This is a genomic window from Peteryoungia desertarenae (genome assembly GCF_005860795.2).
Classification (GTDB): domain Bacteria; phylum Pseudomonadota; class Alphaproteobacteria; order Rhizobiales; family Rhizobiaceae; genus Allorhizobium; species Allorhizobium desertarenae.
Genome location: NZ_CP058350.1, coordinates 814,944 through 835,893 on the forward strand (window position 1 = coordinate 814,944; position 20,950 = coordinate 835,893).

Consider the following 20,950-nt stretch of genomic DNA (forward strand, 5'->3'; position numbering starts at 1 on the left):
CTTGGCGTCGCGAAAGCAGAAAACAGGGAGACGGACAGATGAGCGTCGAGACCACGGAAACGACAAAGGCACCGAAAAAGGGGATGAACATCCTGTTCAGCCTCACCTTGCTCGGGCTCTTGTTGTTCATATGGCTCCTCCTTGCCCTGGCCACGGACAGTTTCTGGACGCCCAACAATATCAGCAATCTGCTGCGTCAAGGTTCAATGACGGCGATCCTCGCGGTAGGCCAGACCTTTGTCATCATCACCGCTGGCATTGATCTCTCCGTCGGCGCGATCGTCGGCTTTAGCAGTGTTATCATTGCCTGGTTGATTACCGCCGGTGTACCCGTCTGGCTGGCGATCATCCTGACCCTGCTGATGGGCGTTGCGATCGGCATGTTCCATGGCTTCGGCATCGTTCGCATGGGTCTGCCGCCCTTCATCATTACGCTCGCAACGCTGACGTCCCTGCGCGGCATCGGGCTTCTTATTACCAACGGTTCAACAATCTCGATCCCGAGTGGCGCCTTCACAGCCTTTGCAAGGGCGGATTTCCTCGGCGTGCCAAGCCTCTTCTGGATGGTGCTTGTGGTGGCCATACCCGCCTTCATCTTCCTGCATCTCAGCCGCTGGGGACGCTATCTTTTTGCCGTCGGCTCCAACAGCGAAGCGGCGCGCCTGTCTGGCGTCAATGTCAACCGGACGATCTACATGGCCTATATCCTCTCGGCCACCTGCGCTGCCTTTGTTGGTATACTGCTGGCATCGCGTATCGGCATTGGTAATGCCACCCAGGCAGAAGGCTGGGAGTTGCAGGCAATCGCATCTTCCGTCATCGGCGGCACAAGCCTTTTCGGGGCCGTGGGATCGGTCCACGGGCCACTGCTTGGTGCCTTCATTCTGGCCACGATCAACAACGGCGCCAACCTGCTGAACGTGAACTCCTTCTGGCAACGCATCATCACCGGCTTCCTGATCATCCTCATCGTTTACTTCGATCAGTTGCGCCGTCGGCGGCAGCGTTAGTCGAATATCGATCGGACCACGACATGAAAGCAGCTATCTGCATTGAACCCGGTCGTCTTGAGCTCGTCGATAGGCCGCAACACAAACAACTTGAGCCGGGGGAAGTCAGGCTGAGCGTGAGCCATGTCGGCATCTGCGGAACCGACTACCACATCTTTCAGGGCAAGCATCCCTTCATGACCTATCCCCGGATCATGGGTCACGAAATCTCGGCCAGGGTTATGGAAGGCGGAACAGGGGTCTTTGCGGAGAAAGGCACACTCGCCATCGTCAACCCCTATATCTCCTGTGGTCACTGCATTGCCTGCCGAAAGGGCAAGCCCAATTGCTGCATGCGCATCGAGGTCCTTGGTGTTCACCGCGACGGTGCCTTCTGCGAAGAGATCGTGGTCCCGCAGAGCAACCTCTATCTTGCCGATGGCCTGACGGCAGAAGCAGCCGCAACGGTCGAGTTTCTGGCGATTGGGGCCCATGCCGTTCGGCGTGGCATAAACACAAACGATGCCGAGCGCGCGCTTGTCATAGGCGCTGGCCCGATTGGACTTGGCACCGCCCTCTTTGCTCGTATCGCGGGCCTTGATGTAACCCTTCTGGACACGAGTGCAGAACGGCTGTCGGTAGCGGATCAGCGCTTCGGCTTTTCCCGATCGATCCTTGGAACCTCGTCCGTTGCGTCTGATATCGCCGACCAAACAAGCGGCGAAGGCTATGACATCGTCTTTGACGCTACGGGCAACGCGGCCTCGATGGAAAGCGCGTTCGGCTTCGTCGCCCATGGCGGAAGTCTGATCTTCGTCAGCGTGGTGAAGGACCAGATCCGCTTCTCCGACCCGGAGTTTCACAAGCGCGAAATGTGCGTTGTCGGCAGCCGGAACGCGACGCACGCCGATTTCGACTACGTCCGCGCTGCGCTGGCCGCAGGCATGGTGCCCAGTAATCTGCTGATCACCCACCGCACGACGCTGGACAGGTTGCCACAGGACTTGCCACGCTGGGCGCTGGAAAAGACAGGCCTCATCAAGGCGGTGGTCGCAATCGGTGAGGCGTGACGGTGGTAATCAGGCCGTATTCAGATCTTTCAGCAAGCGGCGATGGCGGCGAACTTCGGTCAGGACCTCGCCAAACCTGTCATGCCCCTTGGCTTCCAGCATGGCCTTTAACTTGATGAAGGCGTCCGCCGTTGCGATCGTATCACCAAGCGCCGTGTGCCGTGCGCCTTCCGGGATATGTATCCCGAGCCTTCGTGTCAGCGCATCGAGACTGTGCGTCTCACTTTGTCCGAAGACAACGGCAGACAACAGGACCGTATCCAGAATCGGATGGTCGAAGTAGAGCCCCAGCTCTCGCTCCCGCCGCTTGAGAAATTCCATGTCGAACGGCGCGTTATGGGCAACGAGGACCGCACCGTCGGCGAAACGATGAAACCTCTCCAGCACGTCAAGCACACCCGGCGCATCGGCAACCATATCGTCCGAAACTCCGTGGACGGCCGTTGACGACGGGGGTATCCGGCGGCCCGGATTGACAAGGCAGTCAAACACTTCCGTTTGAATCCGCCTCCCGTTTACGACCCGGACGGCCGCCAATTGAACAATCTCATCGCCTTGCTCCGGCAACAGCCCGGTGGTTTCGGTATCGAAGACAACAAAGGTCAGGTCATCCAGCCGGGCGTCGCTGATCTTCTCGTAATGCGCTCTCGCGAGGAGCTCGAAGTCATGAACCACGAAGCGGTTGCTCTGAGCCACGACCTCATCTCGCCGTTCGGCCTGCCGGATCGACAGACAGAGTTCAGCACCGGCATTTTCCGACCTGGAACTGAGGGATGCAGCATGATTTTTCAGGATCGCGTGACCTGAGAGGCCGGCCTGACTGGCATCGAGAGAGGCATGAAGCCAGCTTTCCAGTGTCTCTGGGTCCGGCGCAGAGCCCGGCCACCTCAATTGAATGACAGCACCACCATTTCTTTGCTCGATGACAACGGAAACATGATCGAGGGGCTGTTTGGCCTGGATATTGTCGACCAGATGCCCGATCAGAGCAGTGATATCAAAGGCGTTGCAGCGTAGTGCGAGCCTTTCACTCGCCACCTTCACAGCCAAGCCCGTGGCTTCGAGCCGTTTCGTGATATCCCGGAGAAGGTCATGGGAAGCAATGAATGCCATTGGCCAGCCGTCCGACCGACAGGTCTCAAATCTTTCCTCCAACTGGACCATCATGGCGCGCAAGGCATCAATCTCCTGGCGTATCAGATCCGGAACAGTGCCCTGCTCTTTTGCGGCAGTTTGAGCCAGTGCCTCGACAGTGGGCGCAACACGCTCGAACACATCGGACAGAAGGGCATCCCGGCGTGCATGACCGGCAAGTTCGGTCGTCACATCGCGCAAGGTCAAGGCATAGGCTGCCCGGTCATCCGAACTGCTGCCAACTAGACGCATGCGGACAGCAAGCCTCCGGCTGCCATCGGGTGTCGTGCAGAGCATTTCAGCCGTGTCGCTAGTATCACCATCAAGCAGCCGATGATGAGCCTGACGGACAGGTCCATCCTTGATGAAATCGAAGAGGTTGCGATCGAGGCAAAGAGGGATTTTCTCGGTACTCAGCAGGCGATGCGCAGCACCGTTATAGAAGACGATCCGGTGACGGCTCGTGCAAAGGAGAACGCCGGGCGGAACATCGGCAAGAAGCTCCTCAAGCTTGCTTTTGTCGCCAGACAACCGCGCCGTCTCTCGGGCAACGGATTCGGTCGCCGCGTTACGGGCCTGAGCCAGCGTTGCCGCTGCCGCCGAAGCGGCGTCAGCCAGATCGCCAAGATATTTCGCCTGCGACTTGTCGAGCTCATCCTCGACATGAGCATGGGTGCGCGCCCTGATTGCCCCGGCCAGCCCTTCAATGGGTTTGGCCATGTTGATATCGAAAAGATACCAGAACCAGGCAAAGAGGCCGAGGAGCACGAAACCGGCGACAATTGCGCCCCTCAGGAGCCCGTTCAACGCTTCGGGGTTGCTGCCATTCGGCAACCCGAACCAGAGAACGAGAGCAAGCGCCAGCAATGTGCCGATCGCCAAAGCCACAAAGAACAGGAAAATCCGAACCCTAAGGCTCAATCGTACCAACATCCGCGCCTCCCCTCAGTGCTGGACCCTTTCGATCATCGCGCATGCTCCTCCGGCATGCATTGATCCAGAGCATATCAGCCGAGTTAAGTTGACGTACCCGCCTGACCCGCACAGGCGGCCCGAAGTGTTGGGTCATCCGGGCCGACATTGATCCAGTCTGCGCCGGTGATCGTGCCGTCATCGGCCACGGAAACATCGCTTCCAAGCAGATCTGCACGCCTTGCACCGGGGCAATCGAAGACAACCTTCAATCGCGCAGATTGCTGCCAGCGGGCTGCGAGAACGAGGTCTACCATGACCTGACCGGGATGATTGGGATGCGTCTGGGCAGTCCTCATGTCCACGGCAGTGAACCGGTTGATCACCGGCTTGTAATAGCTCCAGGGGCGCCAGAAATCCTCGGCACCATTGCTCCAGGCGACGGTCACCTCAGGCGGCATTGCCTGGGTGACACGATCAAACCAGCTATACTCGCTCCAGATGGTATAGCTCAGCATTCCAAGGCCTGCGGACGCAGGAACGATCCACTTCGGAAGACGATAGCGCGTGATGAAGCGCAGCGTCATGGCGATACCGGCCACGGCAACAGCTGAAACCACCGCCGCGATGAACTCAAACAGCATTTACGATGTCCTTCAAATCGGAGCACTCCGCCCATGGCCGAGCGCAGACTGCATTGTGCGAACCACGACGAAGGCGTCGCGCAAATGCGATCGCTCAAAGTCGCCGAAGTCATAGGGTGCGAGGAAGTTATCCGGCTTCTTGCCGCTTCTCACCTGAGAGGCCTGGTTTCTCAAACGCATCTCCGCAATCAGATCGTAAGCCGCGATAAGATCCTTGGCCCCCGCGCCCGAGATGATACCTGCCGCTTCGGCAGCGACAAGCCGTGCACGTGTATTCACCGGTGGAAGCCGACCCTGCAAGGCATAAACACGACCGAGGTCGACGACCGGAACAACGCCATTGTGCTTCATATCGATATGATTGCGATGCTCGCCGCTTCTGACGGTCGCAAATCCCCGCAGGAGCCCGAGCGGTGGCGCATGCTTGAGCGAATTGGTGATCATATGCGCCACGAAGATTGAGTTCTTGCTCGCATTTTCCAGCGTCTCGGACTGCAGATCCTGAAAGAGCGACGAAGCCCCGCAGATCGGCCTCAAATCAAACATCACGCTCGAGAGCATTTGCGCCATGGGGTCGGGCTTGTGGATCCAGTCCCGAAAATAGCTGCGCCAGACATGCACCGGCTGGCACCATTTGGGATTGGTTGCCATCATGTCGCCCGGACAAAAATAATAGCCGCAGGCATCCAGATTATGGCTGACAAACAAAGCCAGCTTGTTGAACCAATCCATGTCCTCTTCAGTGACGCTGTCATCAATGAAAATGCAATTGTCCTGGTCGCTGACACCGGTCTGCTCCTGTCGACCCTGGCTGCCGCAGGCAAGCCAGACATAGGGAACAGGCGGCGGCCCCAGTTCCTTCTCAGCCAACATGATCAGCCGTCGCGTCACCGTATCGGCAATATCGGTGATGAGCCGGGTGACCACCTCGTGAGCATTGTTTCCGCCAACGAGTTGCACCAGCAATTGCGGGATGCGCGCCGTGATCGTCCTCATGTCCTCGACAGTCGAGGCTGACGAGATTTCCCGAACGAGAAGCGCCGAGGAGATTGCCTGGAAGCGGGTAAGATCCGTCTGTGTGATCATGCCGATCAGCATATCGCCCTTGACGACCGGCAGGTGTCCGACGCGCCTCTCCACCATAAGATGCAAGACGTCGGAGCCAAGCGCCTCACCGGGAAGTCCGATTGGATCAGCCGTCATGATCGCCGAAACCTGGGTCTGGTCAGGATCGAGCCCTTGACTGAGGACCTGTGTAGTCAGGTCGCGTGTCGTGACGATGCCAAGAAGGCGATCATTTTCCACCACGCCAAGGCTTGAGACATGCCGCTCCGCCATGCGTTGCGCCGCGACCCTTACGGAATCCAAAGGCCCGCAGGTAATAGGTGGATGCGACATCAATTCGCTCACCCTCTGCATGGACATATCATTGCGTCGCGCATCTGAGGCGCGACCGCGTGTAAAGAAACGTTGGAAGGCGGCATGATCCGCCATCAATCGTTTGAATTCCGCCGTCGGCAGGATCAGCAAACGGGATCGGTCGGTCGTTCGCGCCTGGGTAACCGCGCGTCCGTCGCGCAAGAGACCGCGTTCGCCGAAGGAATTTCGGGGACTGAGTTGGGAAACGACGGTTCCTGCTGCGTCAAGGACTTGCACGGAGCCATCCATGATCAGGTACAGACCCGGCAGCGGGTCACCAACCGCATAAATTTCGCTCTCGGCTTCGATGACCTCGGACAGGAAGCGCCCGGCGACCTGTTTCAATTCATCGGCTGAGAGACTGTCGTACGGATGAACCGTTTCAAGAAAGCGCGCAATTTCCGCATGGGACTGGTCCATGAAAACCTCGATAGGGCGCGGTCTGCCCTTCATCCCGGGTAAAACAAAACGGGCGGCCTGAGCCGCCCGTCAAATTGCTTCCAGGTCTTAGTGGGCGATCGCACCACCCGCACCACGCGGGATACGGATCGACTCGACCAGATCCTGAACATCCTTCGGCGGAGGAGCCGTGGCAGCCGAGACTGCGAAGGCAACGACGAAGTTGAGCAGCGCACCGATCGGACCAAAGGCGCTCGGTGGAACACCGAACAGGTAGTTGGCCGGGATGTTCTCCAGCATGTTCGTACCCGGGATGAAGAACCATCCGAGATAGGTGAACAGGTAGAGGCAGGTTACGACGAGACCCGTAATCATGCCGAGCGTCGCACCGAGCGAGTTGATACGCTTGGAGAAGATGCCCATCATGAGTGCCGGGAAGAGTGTCGCTGCGGCAAGACCGAAGGCGAGCGCCACAACCTGGGCGGCAAAGCCCGGAGGATTGAGGCCAAGCAGCGTCGCAACCAGGATGGCACCGGCCATCGAGATACGGGCTGCGAGCAGCTCTCCCTTTTCCGAAATATCCGGCTTCAGGAAGTCCTTGATCAAGTCATGGCTGATGGCAGACGAGATCGCAAGCAACAGACCGGCTGCGGTTGAAAGCGCCGCCGCCAGACCGCCAGCTGCGATCAGAGCGATAACCCAGCCCGGAAGCTGTGCAATCTCCGGATTGGCGAGAACAAGGATGTCGTTGTTGATGGTCAGTTCGTTGCCAGTCCAGCCACGGGCTGTGGCTGTGTCGGCGAAGCCAGCGGCCTTGTCGTTGTAGTACTGAATACGACCGTCGCCATTCTTGTCTTCAAACTTCAGAAGACCCGTGACTTCCCAGTTCTTCATCCAGTCCGGACGCTCTTCGTAAAGAACGGCCTGCTGATCTGTCCCGTTCGGGAAGATGGTGTCGATGATGTTCAGACGAGCCATGGCGCCGACAGCCGGAGCCGTCAGGTAGAGAAGCGCGATGAACACCAGCGCCCAGCCTGCCGACCAACGTGCGTCGGAGACCTTGGGAACGGTGAAGAAGCGGATGATGACGTGCGGCAGACCGGCAGTACCGATCATCAGCGACAGCGTGAACAGAGCCATGTTAACCGGCGATGTTCCTGCAGTATACTGGTTGAAGCCGAGGTCCTGAACCACCTGATCCAGCTTCTGCAACAGCGGCAGGCCCGATTCGGTGTGGGTCGAGAACAGGCCAAGACCCGGAATCGGATTGCCGGTCAGCTGCAGCGAAATGAAGACTGCCGGGATCGTATAGGCGATGATCAGAACGATGTACTGGGCAACCTGGGTATAGGTAATGCCCTTCATGCCGCCAAGAACGGCGTAAACGAAGACGACCGCGGAAGCGAGCCAGAGGCCCGTTGAAACGTCAACTTCGAGGAAGCGCGAGAAGGCAACGCCGGCACCGGTCATCTGGCCGATAACATAGGTGACGGAGATGACGATCAGGCAGACGACAGCCGTCAGGCGAGCGCCCTGGCTGTAGAAGCGGTCACCGATGAACTGCGGCACGGTGAACTTGCCGAATTTGCGCAGGTAAGGCGCAAGAAGGAGTGCGAGAAGCACGTAGCCACCCGTCCAGCCCATGAGGAAGGACGAGTTGTTGTAACCAACGGCAGCAATCAGCCCGGCCATCGAGATGAAGGACGCAGCCGACATCCAGTCTGCAGCGGTTGCCATGCCGTTCATGACAGGGTTGACACCCCGGTTTGCGGCGTAGAACTCGGCGGTGCTGCCCGCCCGGGCCCAGATCGCGATGCCGATATACAGCGCGAACGACGCGCCGACGATCAGCAGGTTAAGTGTATATTGATCCACGACTGCTCCCCCTTATTCCTCATCGACACCGAATTCACGGTCGATTTTGTTCATGTAGGCAGCATAGCCGAAGATCAGCGCCATGAAGACGAGGATCGAACCTTGCTGCGCAAACCAGAAGCCGAGATCGGTTCCGCCGATTGAGATGCCCGAAAGCATCGGACGCAATAGAATGCCGAAGCCGTATGATGAGACCGCCCAGATCGCCAAAGAAATATAGATGATCCGTTTGTTCGCGGCCCAGTAGGCATTGGACGACTTGTCCGCCATGAGTGCTACTCCCTGAGTTTCCTCCAAACCCGGCACCCCTCCTAGGACACCGTTCCCCTCCCCACACAGCCTGCCCAAAGATCTCCCACGACAGACGGCGGCGATGGTGGAGCTTCTAGGATTAATCGAAGCCTGAACGAGCGTATACCCTTGCCTTGGTAGTATGCCGCAGGGCCTTGACGAACCCGGTTTTCTTGCGATTCCGCAATTTCGGCATTGCAAGAAACAACAAAGATTCGCTCTCCTTTTCAGAAGGATAGAACGCCAGAGAGCCCCTTGCAGCAAAAGTGCAGCAAGGGGCCGGCTCCAAATTCTCGCCTGCCGGTCATGGTCGTCGTGTGCAGACTCCCCTTGCGTTGAAGCCTTGTCGCGTGACGGTTTTCAGTGTCCAGCGATGATGGGTTTCACTCTGTCATCTCGACATGGGACCGCTGACAACACCCGGTTTCTCCATGAAATGAGCAGAAAGAGGGGATTTGATCCTTCGACACCCTTGCGCATGGGAGACGTCTTGAGCGCCAGAGTCGCTTCTCTGATCACGCGCGCCACCCCTGGGCGCGGGCTTCCCGGTGGCGTTAAAGCTGGCATCTAACGAGACCTTATATGCGGGCATGTCATGCTTTTGCCTTGACAGTTTTCAGGCACTACCTTATGCGAGCCCGTGAATGTGACATGGGCGAACTGTGTCTAGCGTTTATCCGTGCATACGGATCTCACCGGTCAGTTGCACTTTGCAGATCCTGCAAAGAAACAGGCTGATCCACCCGACTGACAAGAAGACGGCCCCTCGGCAAGGGGAGAGCCGGAACGAACATGAAAGGATAAAAAATGTTCGCAGTCATCAAGACCGGCGGTAAGCAGTACCGCGTAAACGCCAACGACGTGCTGACCATCGAAAAGCTGGAAGCCGAAGCGGGCGCAACCATTGAATTCACCGAGGTTCTCGTTGTTGGCGAAGGTGCAGATGCCAAGTTCGGCGCCCCCTTCGTTGCCGGCGCGTCCGTCAAGGCTGAGGTCGTAGAGCATAACCGTGGCAAGAAGGTCATCGCCTTTAAGAAGCGTCGTCGCCAGAACTCCAAGCGTTCGCGCGGTCATCGCCAGCACCACACGGTAGTGCGCATCACCGACATCGTCGCAGCGTAACGGTCAACGAGAAACACGGTTTAAAGGAGAAATCCCATGGCACACAAAAAAGCTGGCGGTTCTTCGCGCAACGGTCGCGATTCAAACTCCAAGCGCCTTGGCGTGAAGAAGTTCGGCGGCGAAGCCGTCATTGCTGGCAACATCATCGTGCGCCAGCGCGGCACGCAGTGGCATCCGGGCGCCAATGTCGGCCTCGGCAAGGACTACACGATTTTTGCTCTCACCGCCGGCAACGTGGACTACCGTACGAAGGCCAATGGCCGCGTATACGTGTCCGTAATGCCGAAAGCGGCGGAAGCAGCGGAATAAGCCGGTAGCGCGTTAAAACAGCCGGCGTCTCATTGACCCGGCTGGCCGCAACAGGTTCAGTCAGAAAAAAGGGGAGATGGGGCGCCATCTCCCCTTTTCTCATGCCTTTTTTCAAGCAGAAGGAGACTGAACCATGGAAAGCTTAATGTTAAGGGATGACCAGTCACGGTCACCCGCAGATCGGCAAAGGTCCGATCGGCAAAGGTTAGACAGGCAAAGAAGTTCGTGCCCTGTCCTGTTGTCGCAACGGCTCGTTCTGCGCGCCCCCCATGTTGAAGACATTGACGCCCTTGCCCATCTCGCCAACAATGCCGCGATCGCCACGATGGTGTCGCGCATGCCGCATCCCTACACGGCAAAAGACGCCGCCGATTTTGTGCGACGCACGAATATCGGCGAGATTGGCAAGTGCGTCTATGCGATCACGAAAGCGGAAAACGGTGAGTTCATGGGCTGCTGCGCTCTGGAGCCCCATCCCGGTGACGAGGACACGCTCGAACTCGGCTACTGGCTGGGCGAACCCTACTGGAACAAGGGCTACGCGACGGAAGCTGCCCATGCCCTGATCGATATGGCGTTTCGCACGCGGGAAATCGCGCGCATAGACGCGCGCTGCCGCGTTACCAACATCGCCTCGCGGCGCGTCATCCAGAAGTCCGGCTTCCAGTTCCAGGGATCGGGCATGGTCGGCAATCTGGCGACACGCGGCATGATGCCGGTCGAGTGGTACAGGCTGGACCGCAAGACCTGGCTGTCCTTGAAGAGCTGGGGAGAGATGCGATGATGGCGCTGGGAAAGATCAGGCCAGAAGGGCCAAACTACCCAGGTCCCTGCCCTGAGATCGAAACGAAGCGGCTGCGCCTACGACCGGTACGCATGGGAGATGCCGATGCGATTGCATTCTCGTTGATAGATTTCGAGGTTGCACGCATGCTGACCCGTGTACCCGCACCCTTTCATCGCCAGGACGCTGTCGACTGGTTGAACGGTCTGGACAGCCGGAAGTCCGCTTGGCCCTTCGCCATCACTACTGATGATGACGTGATGATCGGCAATGTCAGCCTGGAGCTTCTCCATGGCCAATGGCATCTCGGCTATTGGCTCAATCGCTTCTATTGGGGCAAGGGGCTGATGAGCGAAGCCGTAGAGGCCGTTCTCGAGCGGGCTTTCATGCGCATGCCCGAGGTGAAGATCCATTCGGGCGCTTTTGCCGAAAACTCTGCCTCGCTGCGTATCCAGGAAAAACTCGGTTTTGCCATTCTTGGCTGCCGGAATGTCTTTCCCCTGTCGCGCAATGCAACCGCGCCCCTGATTGAAACATCGATCGATCAGGCGGGTTTTGCATCAAGGAAGAAGGTCTGAAGCTTACGAAACGAAAGGCGGGTCGCTGCCATGCGACCCGCTCTTCAGGCAAGTTCGATCCAGACCGGAAAATGATCCGAGCCCTTTGCCGCATTGTCGACATGGGCAGATGTCAATCGCGGCAAAAGCCCGCCACTGAGAAAGCAGTAGTCGAGATGCTTGCGCATGGTCGGTTCACCGGGATCCATCCAGGAATAACAGCCGAGTGTCAGCTTCTTCAGATGCGCCAGCGCATCCGTTGGAAAGCCGGCGCGCGCCGGTCGTCCATAGAAGTTGTCGTTATGGCCCACCATGGCGAGATATTCCGGCCCCTCCGGCTCCATGTTGAAGTCGCCCATCAGGAGATAATCGAGAGGCAGTGGCGGATCCTTGACCTGAAACTCGACAGCACCGGTAAGCGTACCGCCCTCGGACGGGAAATCATGCGCACGCGCCTTCAGAAAGCCGATCTGAGCCATCCGTTCGTCGGGCGAGACATGGTCGAGATGGGTCGAGTAGACCCGAAGCGCCCCACCCGGCGCATCGATCACCGTCTCCAGCGCACCTCGCTGCAGGTTGAGCCTGTCATAGGTGCGGTGGCGTGGCAGAAGCAGGTTGCGGCTCGCCAGGATGGGATAGCGCGACAGCACCATATTGCCAAACTGGAAACGCCTTTCACGAAGCCTGCCTTCGACCATCTGGTGATCGACCAGCACATCGCAGGCCGGTCCATAGCTTGTAAAATACGCGGGAAACAGTTGAGACAGCATCTCCACCATATCCACATGGCCGTTGCGCTCATAACCCCGCGTGACTTCCTGCAAGGCAATCACATCGGCATCGCGGATGCTGTCGGCGATCCGATCGAGGTCAAAGCGGCCGTCAAGCCCGAAGCCGTACTGGATGTTGTAGCTGACGAACTTCACGATACTCTTTGACCTCCGCCTCAACCGGCTATATCGATGCCCCATCCATCCGCAAAACCAGACAGAAGATCAACGGCAACAAGATGAAATTTCTCGACGAAGCTAAAGTTTACATCCGCTCGGGCGACGGTGGCGCCGGAGCTGTATCGTTTCGGCGCGAAAAATTTATCGAGTTTGGCGGCCCGGACGGCGGTGATGGCGGGCGCGGAGGCGATGTCTGGGTCGAGGCCGTGAACGGCCTCAACACCCTGATCGATTTCCGCTACCAGCAGCATTTCAAGGCCAAGACCGGGACCCATGGCATGGGCCGCAACCGCACCGGCGCCAATGGCGAGGATGTCACCTTGAAGGTGCCGGTCGGCACACAGATCTTCGAGGAGGACTTTGAAACCCTCATCGTCGACATGACGGTCGAAGGTCAGCGTTTTCGTATTGCCAAGGGCGGCAATGGCGGCTTCGGCAACGCCCATTTCCGCTCTTCGACCAATCAGGCGCCCGACTGGGCCAATCCGGGCCTTGAAGGCGAGGAAAAGACCATCTGGCTGCGGCTGAAGCTCATCGCAGATGCCGGCCTCGTGGGCCTGCCCAATGCCGGAAAGTCGACCTTGCTGGCTGCTGTCACGCGGGCAAGGCCGAAGATCGCCAATTATCCCTTTACCACGCTCCATCCCAATCTCGGTGTCGCAACGGTCGATGAGCGCGAATTCATCCTTGCCGACATTCCCGGCCTTATCGAGGGTGCGCATGAAGGTATCGGCATTGGCGACCGTTTCCTGGGCCATGTCGAACGGACCCGCGTTCTCCTTCATCTCGTCTCAGCCCAGGAAGAGAACGTCGGCAAGGCCTACAAGACCGTCAAGCATGAGCTGGAAGCCTATGACGGCGGCCTTGAGGACAAGCCGGAAATCGTGGCCCTGTCGCAGATCGACATTCTGGATGAAGCCAGCCTGAAAAAGAAGGCAGCGGAGTTGAAGAAGGCCTCTGGCCAGACGCCTCTGCTTCTCTCGGCCATCACCGGCAAGGGCATGACCGATGCCCTGCGCACCCTGCGCGACATCATCGTGGAAGAAAGCGGCAATATCGATCTGCCGGAAAAACGAGAAAAGAACCGCAAGAGGGATCGCAGCGGCGATGGAGCCACGCAGGATGCCACGCTCCATCAGGATGCCGACGGTTCCGACGGCGGTGGAGACGACTGATGTCGACGTCTGTCCGTTCTATCAGCCGTTCGAGGCGTGTTGTCATCAAGATCGGCTCGGCCCTGCTCGTCGACCGGGCAAGCGGTCTGAAAAAGGCCTGGCTTGATGCCATCTGCGATGACATTGCCGCCCTGAAGGCAAGCGGCACGGATGTGCTGGTCGTTTCCTCTGGTGCGATTGCGCTTGGTCGAACAGTCCTGAACATGCCGTCAGGCGCCCTGAAGCTTGAGGAAAGCCAGGCCTGCGCGGCGGTCGGCCAGATTGCCCTTGCCCGCCATTGGGCCGAAAGCCTGTCGCGCCATCAGATCGTCGCCGGACAGATCCTGCTGACCCTTGGTGATACGGAAGAGCGCCGGCGCTATCTGAATGCACGCGCCACGCTGAACCAGTTGCTGAAGATCGGTGCCGTTCCGATCATCAACGAGAATGACACGGTTGCAACCACCGAGATCCGCTACGGCGACAATGACCGGCTAGCTGCCCGCGTTGCCACAATGGCCGGTGCCGACCTGCTGGTTCTGCTTTCCGACATCGATGGCCTCTATACGGCGCCGCCGCATCTCGATCCCGCAGCCTGCTTCCTCGATGTCATCCCGGAAATCACGCCCGAGATCGAAGCCATGGCGGGGGCGCCGCCTCCGAGCTGTCGCGCGGCGGCATGCGTACCAAGATCGATGCCGGCAAGATTGCGACCAGTGCGGGTTGCGCCATGATCATCGCCTCGGGCAAGCCGTTGAACCCGATCAAGGCCATCGAAGACGGTGCCCGCCACTCCTGGTTTGCCGCCTCGACATCGCCTGTCACCGCCCGCAAGACGTGGATTGCCGGCCAGCTTCAGCCTGCCGGTCAGGTTCATGTCGATGCGGGAGCGCAAGGCGCGCTCAAGTCCGGCAAGAGCCTGCTTCCAGCAGGCGTCCGACAGGTCGTCGGCAACTTCAGTCGGGGCGACACGATCGCGGTCATCAATGCCGAAGGACGCGAGATTGCCCGCGGCCTGGCCGGATATGATGCCGAGGAGGCCCGCCGCATCACCGGTCGCAAATCAAGTGAAATCGAAGCCATTCTTGGCTATGCCGGACGCGCCGCCATGATCCATCGGGACGATATGGTGATGACGGATCAGAGCGGTCGCCTCCTGGCCAGCGAGAGCGAACAAAAGGATCTGAGCCATGCTTGACAGCGTTTCCGCCACAAGTTCGATCGACGCCCTGATGCTCGACATGGGCCGCCGTGCCCGTGATGCAGCCCGCCCGCTTGCCATCGCCTCGACCGAAGCAAAGAACGCTGCGCTTCATGCCATGGCCGATGCGCTTCTTGCCAAAGAAGCTGAAATTTTGGCTGCCAATGCGAAAGACCTCGACAATGCCCGGGAAAACGGTCTGGCGGCATCGCTCATCGATCGTCTGACACTAAACCCGGCCCGCATTGCCGCCATGGTAGACGGCATTCGCCAGATTGCAGCCCTGCCCGATCCGGTCGGGTCCGTGATGGATGCCTGGGAAAGGCCGAATGGTCTCAGGATCGAGCGCGTGCGCACGCCGCTCGGTGTGATTGGTGTCATTTACGAGAGCCGGCCGAATGTCACTGCAGACGCAGGTGCCCTTTGCCTGAAGGCAGGCAATGCCGTGATCCTGCGCGGCGGTTCGGACTCGATCGACTCCTCGGGTGCAATACATGATTGCCTGATCGAAGGGTTGAAATCCGCCGGACTGCCCGCTGATGCCATCCAGCGTGTGCCGGTTACCGATCGGGCGGCCGTCGGTGCTTTGTTGACTGGCCTTGAAGGCACGGTTGACGTGATTGTGCCGCGCGGTGGAAAGAGCCTTGTTGGTCGTGTCCAGTCAGAAGCGCGTGTGCCGGTCTTCGCCCATCTTGAAGGCATCTGCCATGTCTATGTCGACGGGTCGGCAGACCTGGAAATGGCAAAGAAGATCGTGCTGAACGCCAAGATGCGCCGCACCGGGATCTGCGGCGCTGCCGAAACCCTGCTGATCGATAGCGCGGTGATTGGCACCCATCTGATGCCGATCCTGGAAGCCTTGACCGAGGCGGGCTGCGAAGTGCGCGCCTCGGCAACGGTTCTCAAGGTCTTCCCTGGTTTCAAGCCGGCGACCGATGAGGATTGGCGCACCGAATATCTCGATGCCATCATTTCGGTGGCGGTCGTCGACGGTGTCTCGGGCGCAATCGATCATATCGCACGCTATTCATCCCACCACACCGAGGCGATCATTGCAGAGGATCCCAAGGCGGTGGAACGCTTCTTCAACGAGATCGATTCTGCAATCCTCGTCCACAATGCTTCGACCCAGTTCGCCGATGGCGGCGAGTTCGGCATGGGTGCCGAAATCGGCATTGCGACAGGCAAGATGCATGCACGCGGGCCCGTTGGCGTCGAGCAGCTGACCTCCTTCAAATATCGCGTTCACGGCAACGGTCAGGTTCGGCCCTGACGTGAATCTCGAAACCATTGCACACCGCTACCGCCAGATGCCGCATGTCGAGCGGGGCATGGTGGTGGGCCTTTTTGGCGGCTCCTTCAATCCGCCACATCAGGGCCATGTGCTGGTCGCCGAGATCGCCCTTCGGCGCCTCGGCCTCGATCAACTGTGGTGGATGGTCACGCCAGGAAATCCTCTGAAGGATAGGAATGCGCTTGCCCCGCTGGCAGAGCGGCTTGCGGCTTGCGAAAGGCTTGCCGTTGATCCACGCATCAAGGTCACCGCCTTCGAGCAGACGCTTGGCACAAGCTACACGGCCCTGACGCTTGATCATATCCGCGTCAGAAAGCCGGGAGTGCACTTCATCTGGGTGATGGGTGCGGACAACCTGAAGAACTTCCACCGCTGGCAGCAATGGCAGAAGATCGCGACGACCTTTCCCATCGCCGTGATTGACCGGCCCGGTTCGACACTCTCCTATCTGTCGTCCAAGATGGCGCGCACGTTTGACTATGCTCGGATCGACGAAGAGGATGCCGGCGTGCTCTGGCAGAAGAAGGCGCCGGTCTGGACATTCATACATGGGCCGCGCTCGACACTCAGTTCGACAGCCCTTCGTGCAGCCGCAGACAGATGATGGCTCCGTGACAATCCCGTTTCCCATGTCTTGAAAGATTAACGCATCAATGCCACCTTTTGTCTGCGACGCAGTTATGAGAGTCGCAGACGTGCTGTTCTGTTTTGCCAAGGAAAGGATGAACTCTGACAACAGTACACACCAAGGGAAAGCCTCCTGTTGGCCTCCCGAAAAGCCCGGAACGTGGCGTTGATGCCGCAGCCCGCGCGCTTGAGCTGGTCCTCGCAAGTCTCGAGGATTCAAAGGCAGAAGACATTGTCTCCATCAACATTGCCGGCAAGTCGGCGCTCGGCGACTACATGGTAGTCGTATCCGGACGTTCGAACAGGCATGTCACGGCGATCAGCGAACACCTCATTTCCGATCTGAAGGACGAAGGCCTGGGCTCTGCCCGGGTTGAAGGTCTTGAGACCGGCGACTGGGTGCTGATCGATACGGGAGACATCATCGTGCATGTATTCCGACCCGAAGTCCGCGAGTTCTACAATCTTGAAAGAATGTGGGCCGCACCGGATGTCGACGAGGGCACATTGCACTGAACAGGCTACAGGCGGCGTGCCGCTGGAGCCTTGATAGAATAGGGAAACCGCACCGTGCCCGGCATTGTCCGGCCATGTGAACGGTTTCCCTCGGCCAGTCACCGTCTGGTGGTCTCGAAGCCGACAAAGCCGGCGAACACGCTGTTTGGCCGAAAACAAAGCTTGTGCGACTAGACACGGAAGCAGGCGGATGAAAATTGGCATTTACGCGGTAGGTCGATTGAAGGCCGGACCGGAAAAGGAACTCGCGTCCCGCTATCTGGACCGCTTTTCCAAGGCCGGTCCTGCCTGCGGCTTGGAATTTTCGCGTTCAGCGGAATTGAACGAAAGCCGCGCTGGCAATGCCGACACCCGAAAACGTGAAGAAGCCGCAGAACTCAGCCGCGTCATTCCGGACGGCGCATTGCTTGTCGTTCTGGACGAGCGCGGCAAGGCCATGGATAGCGCGGAGTTTGCCAGGTTCATCGGTGACAATCGCGACAACGGCCAACGGGACATGGCTTTCGTGATCGGCGGGGCTGACGGCATCGATCCGGATCTGCGCGATCGGGCAAGACTGGTTCTCAATCTCGGAAAACTGACATGGCCTCACCAGGTGGTCAGGATCCTGATCGCAGAACAGCTCTATCGCGCCGTCACCATCCTCACCGGCCATCCCTATCACCGGGTCTGACCGCCTCCCCAAGAACCATAGCTTTTCCGCAAAGCCAAATCAGCGTAGTTTCCTCGCGAAACGGATCACTGTCTTGGCAAACCATCGTCTCGAACCACTGCTGCCGGAAAAGGTCATGCCCGTCACCCGATTGTCTCGGGTACTGGCTCTGGCGACGGTCTGCGCCTGTATCTCTGTGGGTGCTCCGCTGCAGTCTCTGGGACAGGAACAACCAACTGTCGGGCCGGAAGCGGGCGAAAGCCTGAGTGCACGCGAGATCCTTGCGCAGGTGCAGGAGCGGATCACGGCGCAAGACGAGGCGCAGACACCGGACGCGCCGACACTGGACGAGCAGACGCCGGAACAGATGACGACCTCGACCATCTCCGAAACCGATCCGACCGAGATCGACACTACACAAACTGTTGCAAGACCGGATCGCGAAACCGAACTCAGCCGGAAACGCGACCAGATCAGCGAGGAGCTTCAGGCGATTGCCGAGACAATGCGGCTTTCGACAGACAAGGTGACGGAACTCGAGCGCGACATTGCCGAGTTGAACAAGACAACGGAGACCCTGAAGTCGGCCCTGATTGAATCCGCAGCGCGCCGCAAGGAGAACGAACGCCGGATCGCAGAAGGCGAAAAACGCTTGGCCGAAATCGGGCTCAAGTCGGACGCCATTCGGGCCTCATTCCGGGAGCGGCGTGATGTTCTCGCCGAAGTTCTGGCGGCCCTTCAGCGCATGGGTCGAAATCCACCGCCGGCCCTTCTGGTGAGCCCGGAGGATGCGCTCGCCTCTGTCCGCACCGCAATTCTCCTCGGTGCCGTGGTCCCCGGTGTGCGCGCGGAAACGGAGCGTCTGGCCGCCGATCTCAAAGAGTTGATTGACCTTCGCAACCAGGGCACACGCGAGATGGAAAGCCTTGTTGCCGCAATCGCGAGCCAGCAGGAGGAAGAACGCCGGATGGATCTTCTGATTGCGGAAAACGACCGGCTGAACCGCACGAACTCGCTCCAGCTTCAGGCGGAACGCAAGCAAGCAGAAGAACTTGCGGCCCGCGCCGCCAACATGGAGGGCCTTATTCAGTCGCTTGAGGACGAGATCGCTTCCGTGCGTGATGCCGCAGAAATGGCCCGTCTGGAAGAAGAGCGAAGAGCCCGTATGACCGAGGAGCAGAGGCAGCGGGCACGTGATCTTGCCGCCTCTGGACTGCCCGATAAAAACCGCATTGCGCCCGCATATCCCTTTTCCGAACTCAGGCAGAAATTGGAATTGCCGACGACTGGTGATATCGTCCGTCGGTATGGCGATCCTGATGGGACCGGCCACGAGGCGCAGGGCATGGTCATTGCGTCAAGCCCGGGCTCGATTGTGACTGCACCCGCAGACGGCTGGGTGGTGTTTGCCGGACAGTTCAGAAGTTATGGTCAGATGATCATTCTGAACACCGGAGAAGGTTATCATATGGTTCTGTCCGGTATGGACAGGGTCAATACAAGCCAGGGCAAGTTCGTTTTGTCGGGTGAGCCCTTGGCGGTGATGGGTGAGAAAAGAGTGGCCAGTGCCACAGCTTTGGCGCTGGAAACAAATCGCCCAACTCTCTACATTGAATTGCGTAAAGACGGAAAACCGGTTGATTCCCGTCCCTGGTGGAACGAAGACGAGTCTGGAAAGGCACAGAATGATACGTAGGGTTTCTCTTATGCTCGTCGGCGCACTCATGGGTGCGACGGCCATGAGCGTTGTTTATTCGGCGGGAATTCCAGCACAGGCCGCAGGCACCTCGACCTACCGGGAACTATCCGTCTTCGGAGACGTGTTCGAGCGTATCCGCGCCCAATATGTTACTCCGCCGGATGAAGAGAAGCTGGTCGAAAGCGCCATCAACGGCATGCTTCGTTCGCTGGATCCGCATTCAAGCTATCTGAATGCCAAGGATGCAGCCGACATGCAGACGCAGACGCGCGGCGAGTTTGGTGGCATCGGCATCGAAGTGACGATGGAAGATGAGCTGGTGAAGGTCATCACGCCGATCGATGACACGCCTGGCGCCAAGGCTGGCATCCTTGCGGGCGATCTGATCTCCGAGATCAATGGCGACCCGGTTCGCGGCCTCAGCCTCCAGGAAGCCGTCGAAAAGATGCGTGGCGCGGTCAACACCTCGATCGATCTCACCATCATCCGCGAAGGTGCTGACCGTCCGATCGAAATTTCCGTCGTGCGCGAAATCATCCCGATTCGGGCCGTGCGCTCGCGCGTCGAGGGGGATGTGGGTTATCTGCGCGTCATCTCCTTTACTGAAAAGACCTATGACGACCTCGAAGCGGCAATCGAGAAGATCAAGGAAGAAGTTCCGGAAGACCAGCTCAAGGGCTATGTGCTTGACCTGCGTCTTAACCCCGGCGGCCTTCTGGATCAGGCAATCTATGTCTCGGATGCCTTCCTGGAGCGCGGCGAAGTCGTCTCCACCCGTTCGCGCGATCCGGATGACACCCGCCGCTTCAACGCCAGCTCAGGTGATTTGACCGATGGCAAGCCGGTCATCGTGCTGATCAATGGCGGCTCGGCCTCGGCCTCGGAAATTGTTGCCGGCGCCCTTCAGGATCTGAAGCGTGCGACCGTTGTCGGCACCCGTTCGTTCGGCAAGGGCTCGGTCCAGACGATCATCCCGATGGGTGACAAGGGCGCTCTTCGCCTGACGACTGCGCTCTATTACACGCCGTCTGGAAAATCGATCCAGGGCACCGGTATCGAGCCGGACATCAAGGTCGAGCAACCGCTGCCAGAGGAACTTCAGGGCCGCGTCCGCGCCGAGGGTGAATCCTCCCTGCCGGGTCATATCCGTGGTCAGGACGAGGACGAGGAAGGCTCTGGCTCGATTGCCTATGTCCCGCCGGAGCCCGCAGATGACGTCCAGCTCAACTATGCGCTCGATCTGCTGCGCGGCGTGAAGACGGATCCGGCCTTCCCGGCTGATCCGCAGAAGGCCGCCCTGCAATAAGACAGAAGGGCTGTCTGCCGGGTGGTGGACAGCCTTTTTGCCGACA

At 59.0% G+C, this 20,950-nt stretch carries 19 protein-coding genes and 1 pseudogene; 14 read left to right on the top strand and 6 right to left on the bottom strand.

The features are described from left to right. Positions 1 to 38: 38 nt before the first annotated feature. Both FE840_RS03810 and FE840_RS03815 read left to right on the top strand, forming a co-directional pair. Complete coding sequence (locus FE840_RS03810; RefSeq protein ID WP_138287062.1) at positions 39 to 1,010, top strand: ABC transporter permease; 972 nt, start codon at positions 39 to 41, stop codon at positions 1,008 to 1,010. A 23-nt stretch (positions 1,011 to 1,033) separates the two neighbouring features. Beyond that, positions 1,034 to 2,059, top strand: coding sequence for a zinc-binding alcohol dehydrogenase family protein (locus tag FE840_RS03815; protein WP_138287060.1), 1,026 nt, complete (start codon positions 1,034 to 1,036; stop codon positions 2,057 to 2,059). Between the two features lie 9 nt (positions 2,060 to 2,068). On the opposite strand, the gene FE840_RS03820 is transcribed toward FE840_RS03815, so the two are convergent. From FE840_RS03820 to FE840_RS03840, 5 genes are all read right to left on the bottom strand, one after another. Beyond that, on the bottom strand, positions 2,069 to 4,126 hold the full coding sequence (locus tag FE840_RS03820) for a 3'-5' exonuclease (protein WP_138287058.1): 2,058 nt from the start codon (positions 4,124 to 4,126) through the stop codon (positions 2,069 to 2,071). 83 nt (positions 4,127 to 4,209) lie between these two features. Next, positions 4,210 to 4,749, bottom strand: coding sequence for a hypothetical protein (locus tag FE840_RS03825; protein ID WP_138287057.1), 540 nt, complete (start codon positions 4,747 to 4,749; stop codon positions 4,210 to 4,212). A 12-nt stretch (positions 4,750 to 4,761) separates the two neighbouring features. Then, on the bottom strand, positions 4,762 to 6,588 hold the full coding sequence (locus FE840_RS03830; protein ID WP_138287055.1) for a DUF294 nucleotidyltransferase-like domain-containing protein: 1,827 nt from the start codon (positions 6,586 to 6,588) through the stop codon (positions 4,762 to 4,764). Positions 6,589 to 6,675: 87 nt separating this feature from the next. Beyond that, the gene (locus FE840_RS03835; protein ID WP_138287053.1) at positions 6,676 to 8,442 is read right to left on the bottom strand and encodes a sodium:solute symporter family protein; all 1,767 of its coding nucleotides are present in this window, start codon (positions 8,440 to 8,442) and stop codon (positions 6,676 to 6,678) included. Between the two features lie 12 nt (positions 8,443 to 8,454). After that, positions 8,455 to 8,712, bottom strand: a complete 258-nt coding sequence (locus tag FE840_RS03840) for a DUF4212 domain-containing protein (protein WP_138287052.1) — start codon at positions 8,710 to 8,712, stop codon at positions 8,455 to 8,457. Positions 8,713 to 9,540: 828 nt separating this feature from the next. On the opposite strand from FE840_RS03840, the gene rplU reads away from it, so the two are divergent. The 4 genes from rplU (at position 9,541) to FE840_RS03860 (ending at position 11,526) form a co-directional block, all read left to right on the top strand. Beyond that, the gene (rplU, locus tag FE840_RS03845) at positions 9,541 to 9,855 is read left to right on the top strand and encodes a 50S ribosomal protein L21 (protein ID WP_138287050.1); all 315 of its coding nucleotides are present in this window, start codon (positions 9,541 to 9,543) and stop codon (positions 9,853 to 9,855) included. Between the two features lie 36 nt (positions 9,856 to 9,891). Next, entirely contained in the window at positions 9,892 to 10,164 is a 273-nt protein-coding gene (gene rpmA / locus FE840_RS03850) for a 50S ribosomal protein L27 (protein ID WP_138287048.1), read from the top strand. A gap of 133 nt (positions 10,165 to 10,297) precedes the next feature. Then, on the top strand, positions 10,298 to 10,948 hold the full coding sequence (locus FE840_RS03855) for a GNAT family N-acetyltransferase (protein WP_138287046.1): 651 nt from the start codon (positions 10,298 to 10,300) through the stop codon (positions 10,946 to 10,948). Beyond that, positions 10,945 to 11,526 (top strand): GNAT family N-acetyltransferase, encoded by a 582-nt coding sequence (locus FE840_RS03860; RefSeq protein WP_138287044.1) that lies wholly within the window; start codon positions 10,945 to 10,947, stop codon positions 11,524 to 11,526. The genes FE840_RS03855 and FE840_RS03860 overlap by 4 nt, the downstream gene beginning before the upstream one ends. Positions 11,527 to 11,570: 44 nt before the next feature. On the opposite strand, the gene FE840_RS03865 is transcribed toward FE840_RS03860, so the two are convergent. Further along, positions 11,571 to 12,431: an endonuclease/exonuclease/phosphatase family protein gene (locus FE840_RS03865; RefSeq protein ID WP_138287042.1), complete on the bottom strand. Its 861-nt coding sequence runs from the start codon at positions 12,429 to 12,431 to the stop codon at positions 11,571 to 11,573. A gap of 83 nt (positions 12,432 to 12,514) precedes the next feature. Between FE840_RS03865 and obgE the strand changes: the two genes are divergently transcribed. The 8 genes and pseudogenes from obgE (at position 12,515) to FE840_RS03905 (ending at position 20,904) form a co-directional block, all read left to right on the top strand. After that, positions 12,515 to 13,630: a GTPase ObgE gene (gene obgE, locus FE840_RS03870; RefSeq protein WP_246318882.1), complete on the top strand. Its 1,116-nt coding sequence runs from the start codon at positions 12,515 to 12,517 to the stop codon at positions 13,628 to 13,630. Beyond that, a pseudogene (gene proB / locus FE840_RS03875) lies at positions 13,630 to 14,807 on the top strand (glutamate 5-kinase). Before obgE ends, proB begins: the two are co-directional and overlap by 1 nt. Next, on the top strand, positions 14,800 to 16,083 hold the full coding sequence (locus FE840_RS03880) for a glutamate-5-semialdehyde dehydrogenase (RefSeq protein ID WP_138287038.1): 1,284 nt from the start codon (positions 14,800 to 14,802) through the stop codon (positions 16,081 to 16,083). The pseudogene proB and the gene FE840_RS03880 overlap by 8 nt, the downstream one beginning before the upstream one ends. Before the next feature lie 37 nt (positions 16,084 to 16,120). Then, the gene (locus tag FE840_RS03885) at positions 16,121 to 16,708 is read left to right on the top strand and encodes a nicotinate-nucleotide adenylyltransferase (protein ID WP_138287394.1); all 588 of its coding nucleotides are present in this window, start codon (positions 16,121 to 16,123) and stop codon (positions 16,706 to 16,708) included. Between the two features lie 125 nt (positions 16,709 to 16,833). Then, positions 16,834 to 17,247: a ribosome silencing factor gene (rsfS, locus tag FE840_RS03890; protein WP_138287037.1), complete on the top strand. Its 414-nt coding sequence runs from the start codon at positions 16,834 to 16,836 to the stop codon at positions 17,245 to 17,247. Positions 17,248 to 17,437: 190 nt separating this feature from the next. After that, entirely contained in the window at positions 17,438 to 17,920 is a 483-nt protein-coding gene (rlmH, locus tag FE840_RS03895) for a 23S rRNA (pseudouridine(1915)-N(3))-methyltransferase RlmH (RefSeq protein WP_138287036.1), read from the top strand. Positions 17,921 to 18,266: 346 nt separating this feature from the next. Next, positions 18,267 to 19,595: a murein hydrolase activator EnvC family protein gene (locus FE840_RS03900; protein WP_138287393.1), complete on the top strand. Its 1,329-nt coding sequence runs from the start codon at positions 18,267 to 18,269 to the stop codon at positions 19,593 to 19,595. Then, entirely contained in the window at positions 19,585 to 20,904 is a 1,320-nt protein-coding gene (locus tag FE840_RS03905) for a S41 family peptidase (RefSeq protein ID WP_138287034.1), read from the top strand. The genes FE840_RS03900 and FE840_RS03905 overlap by 11 nt, the downstream gene beginning before the upstream one ends. The last annotated feature ends 46 nt before the right edge of the window (positions 20,905 to 20,950 follow it).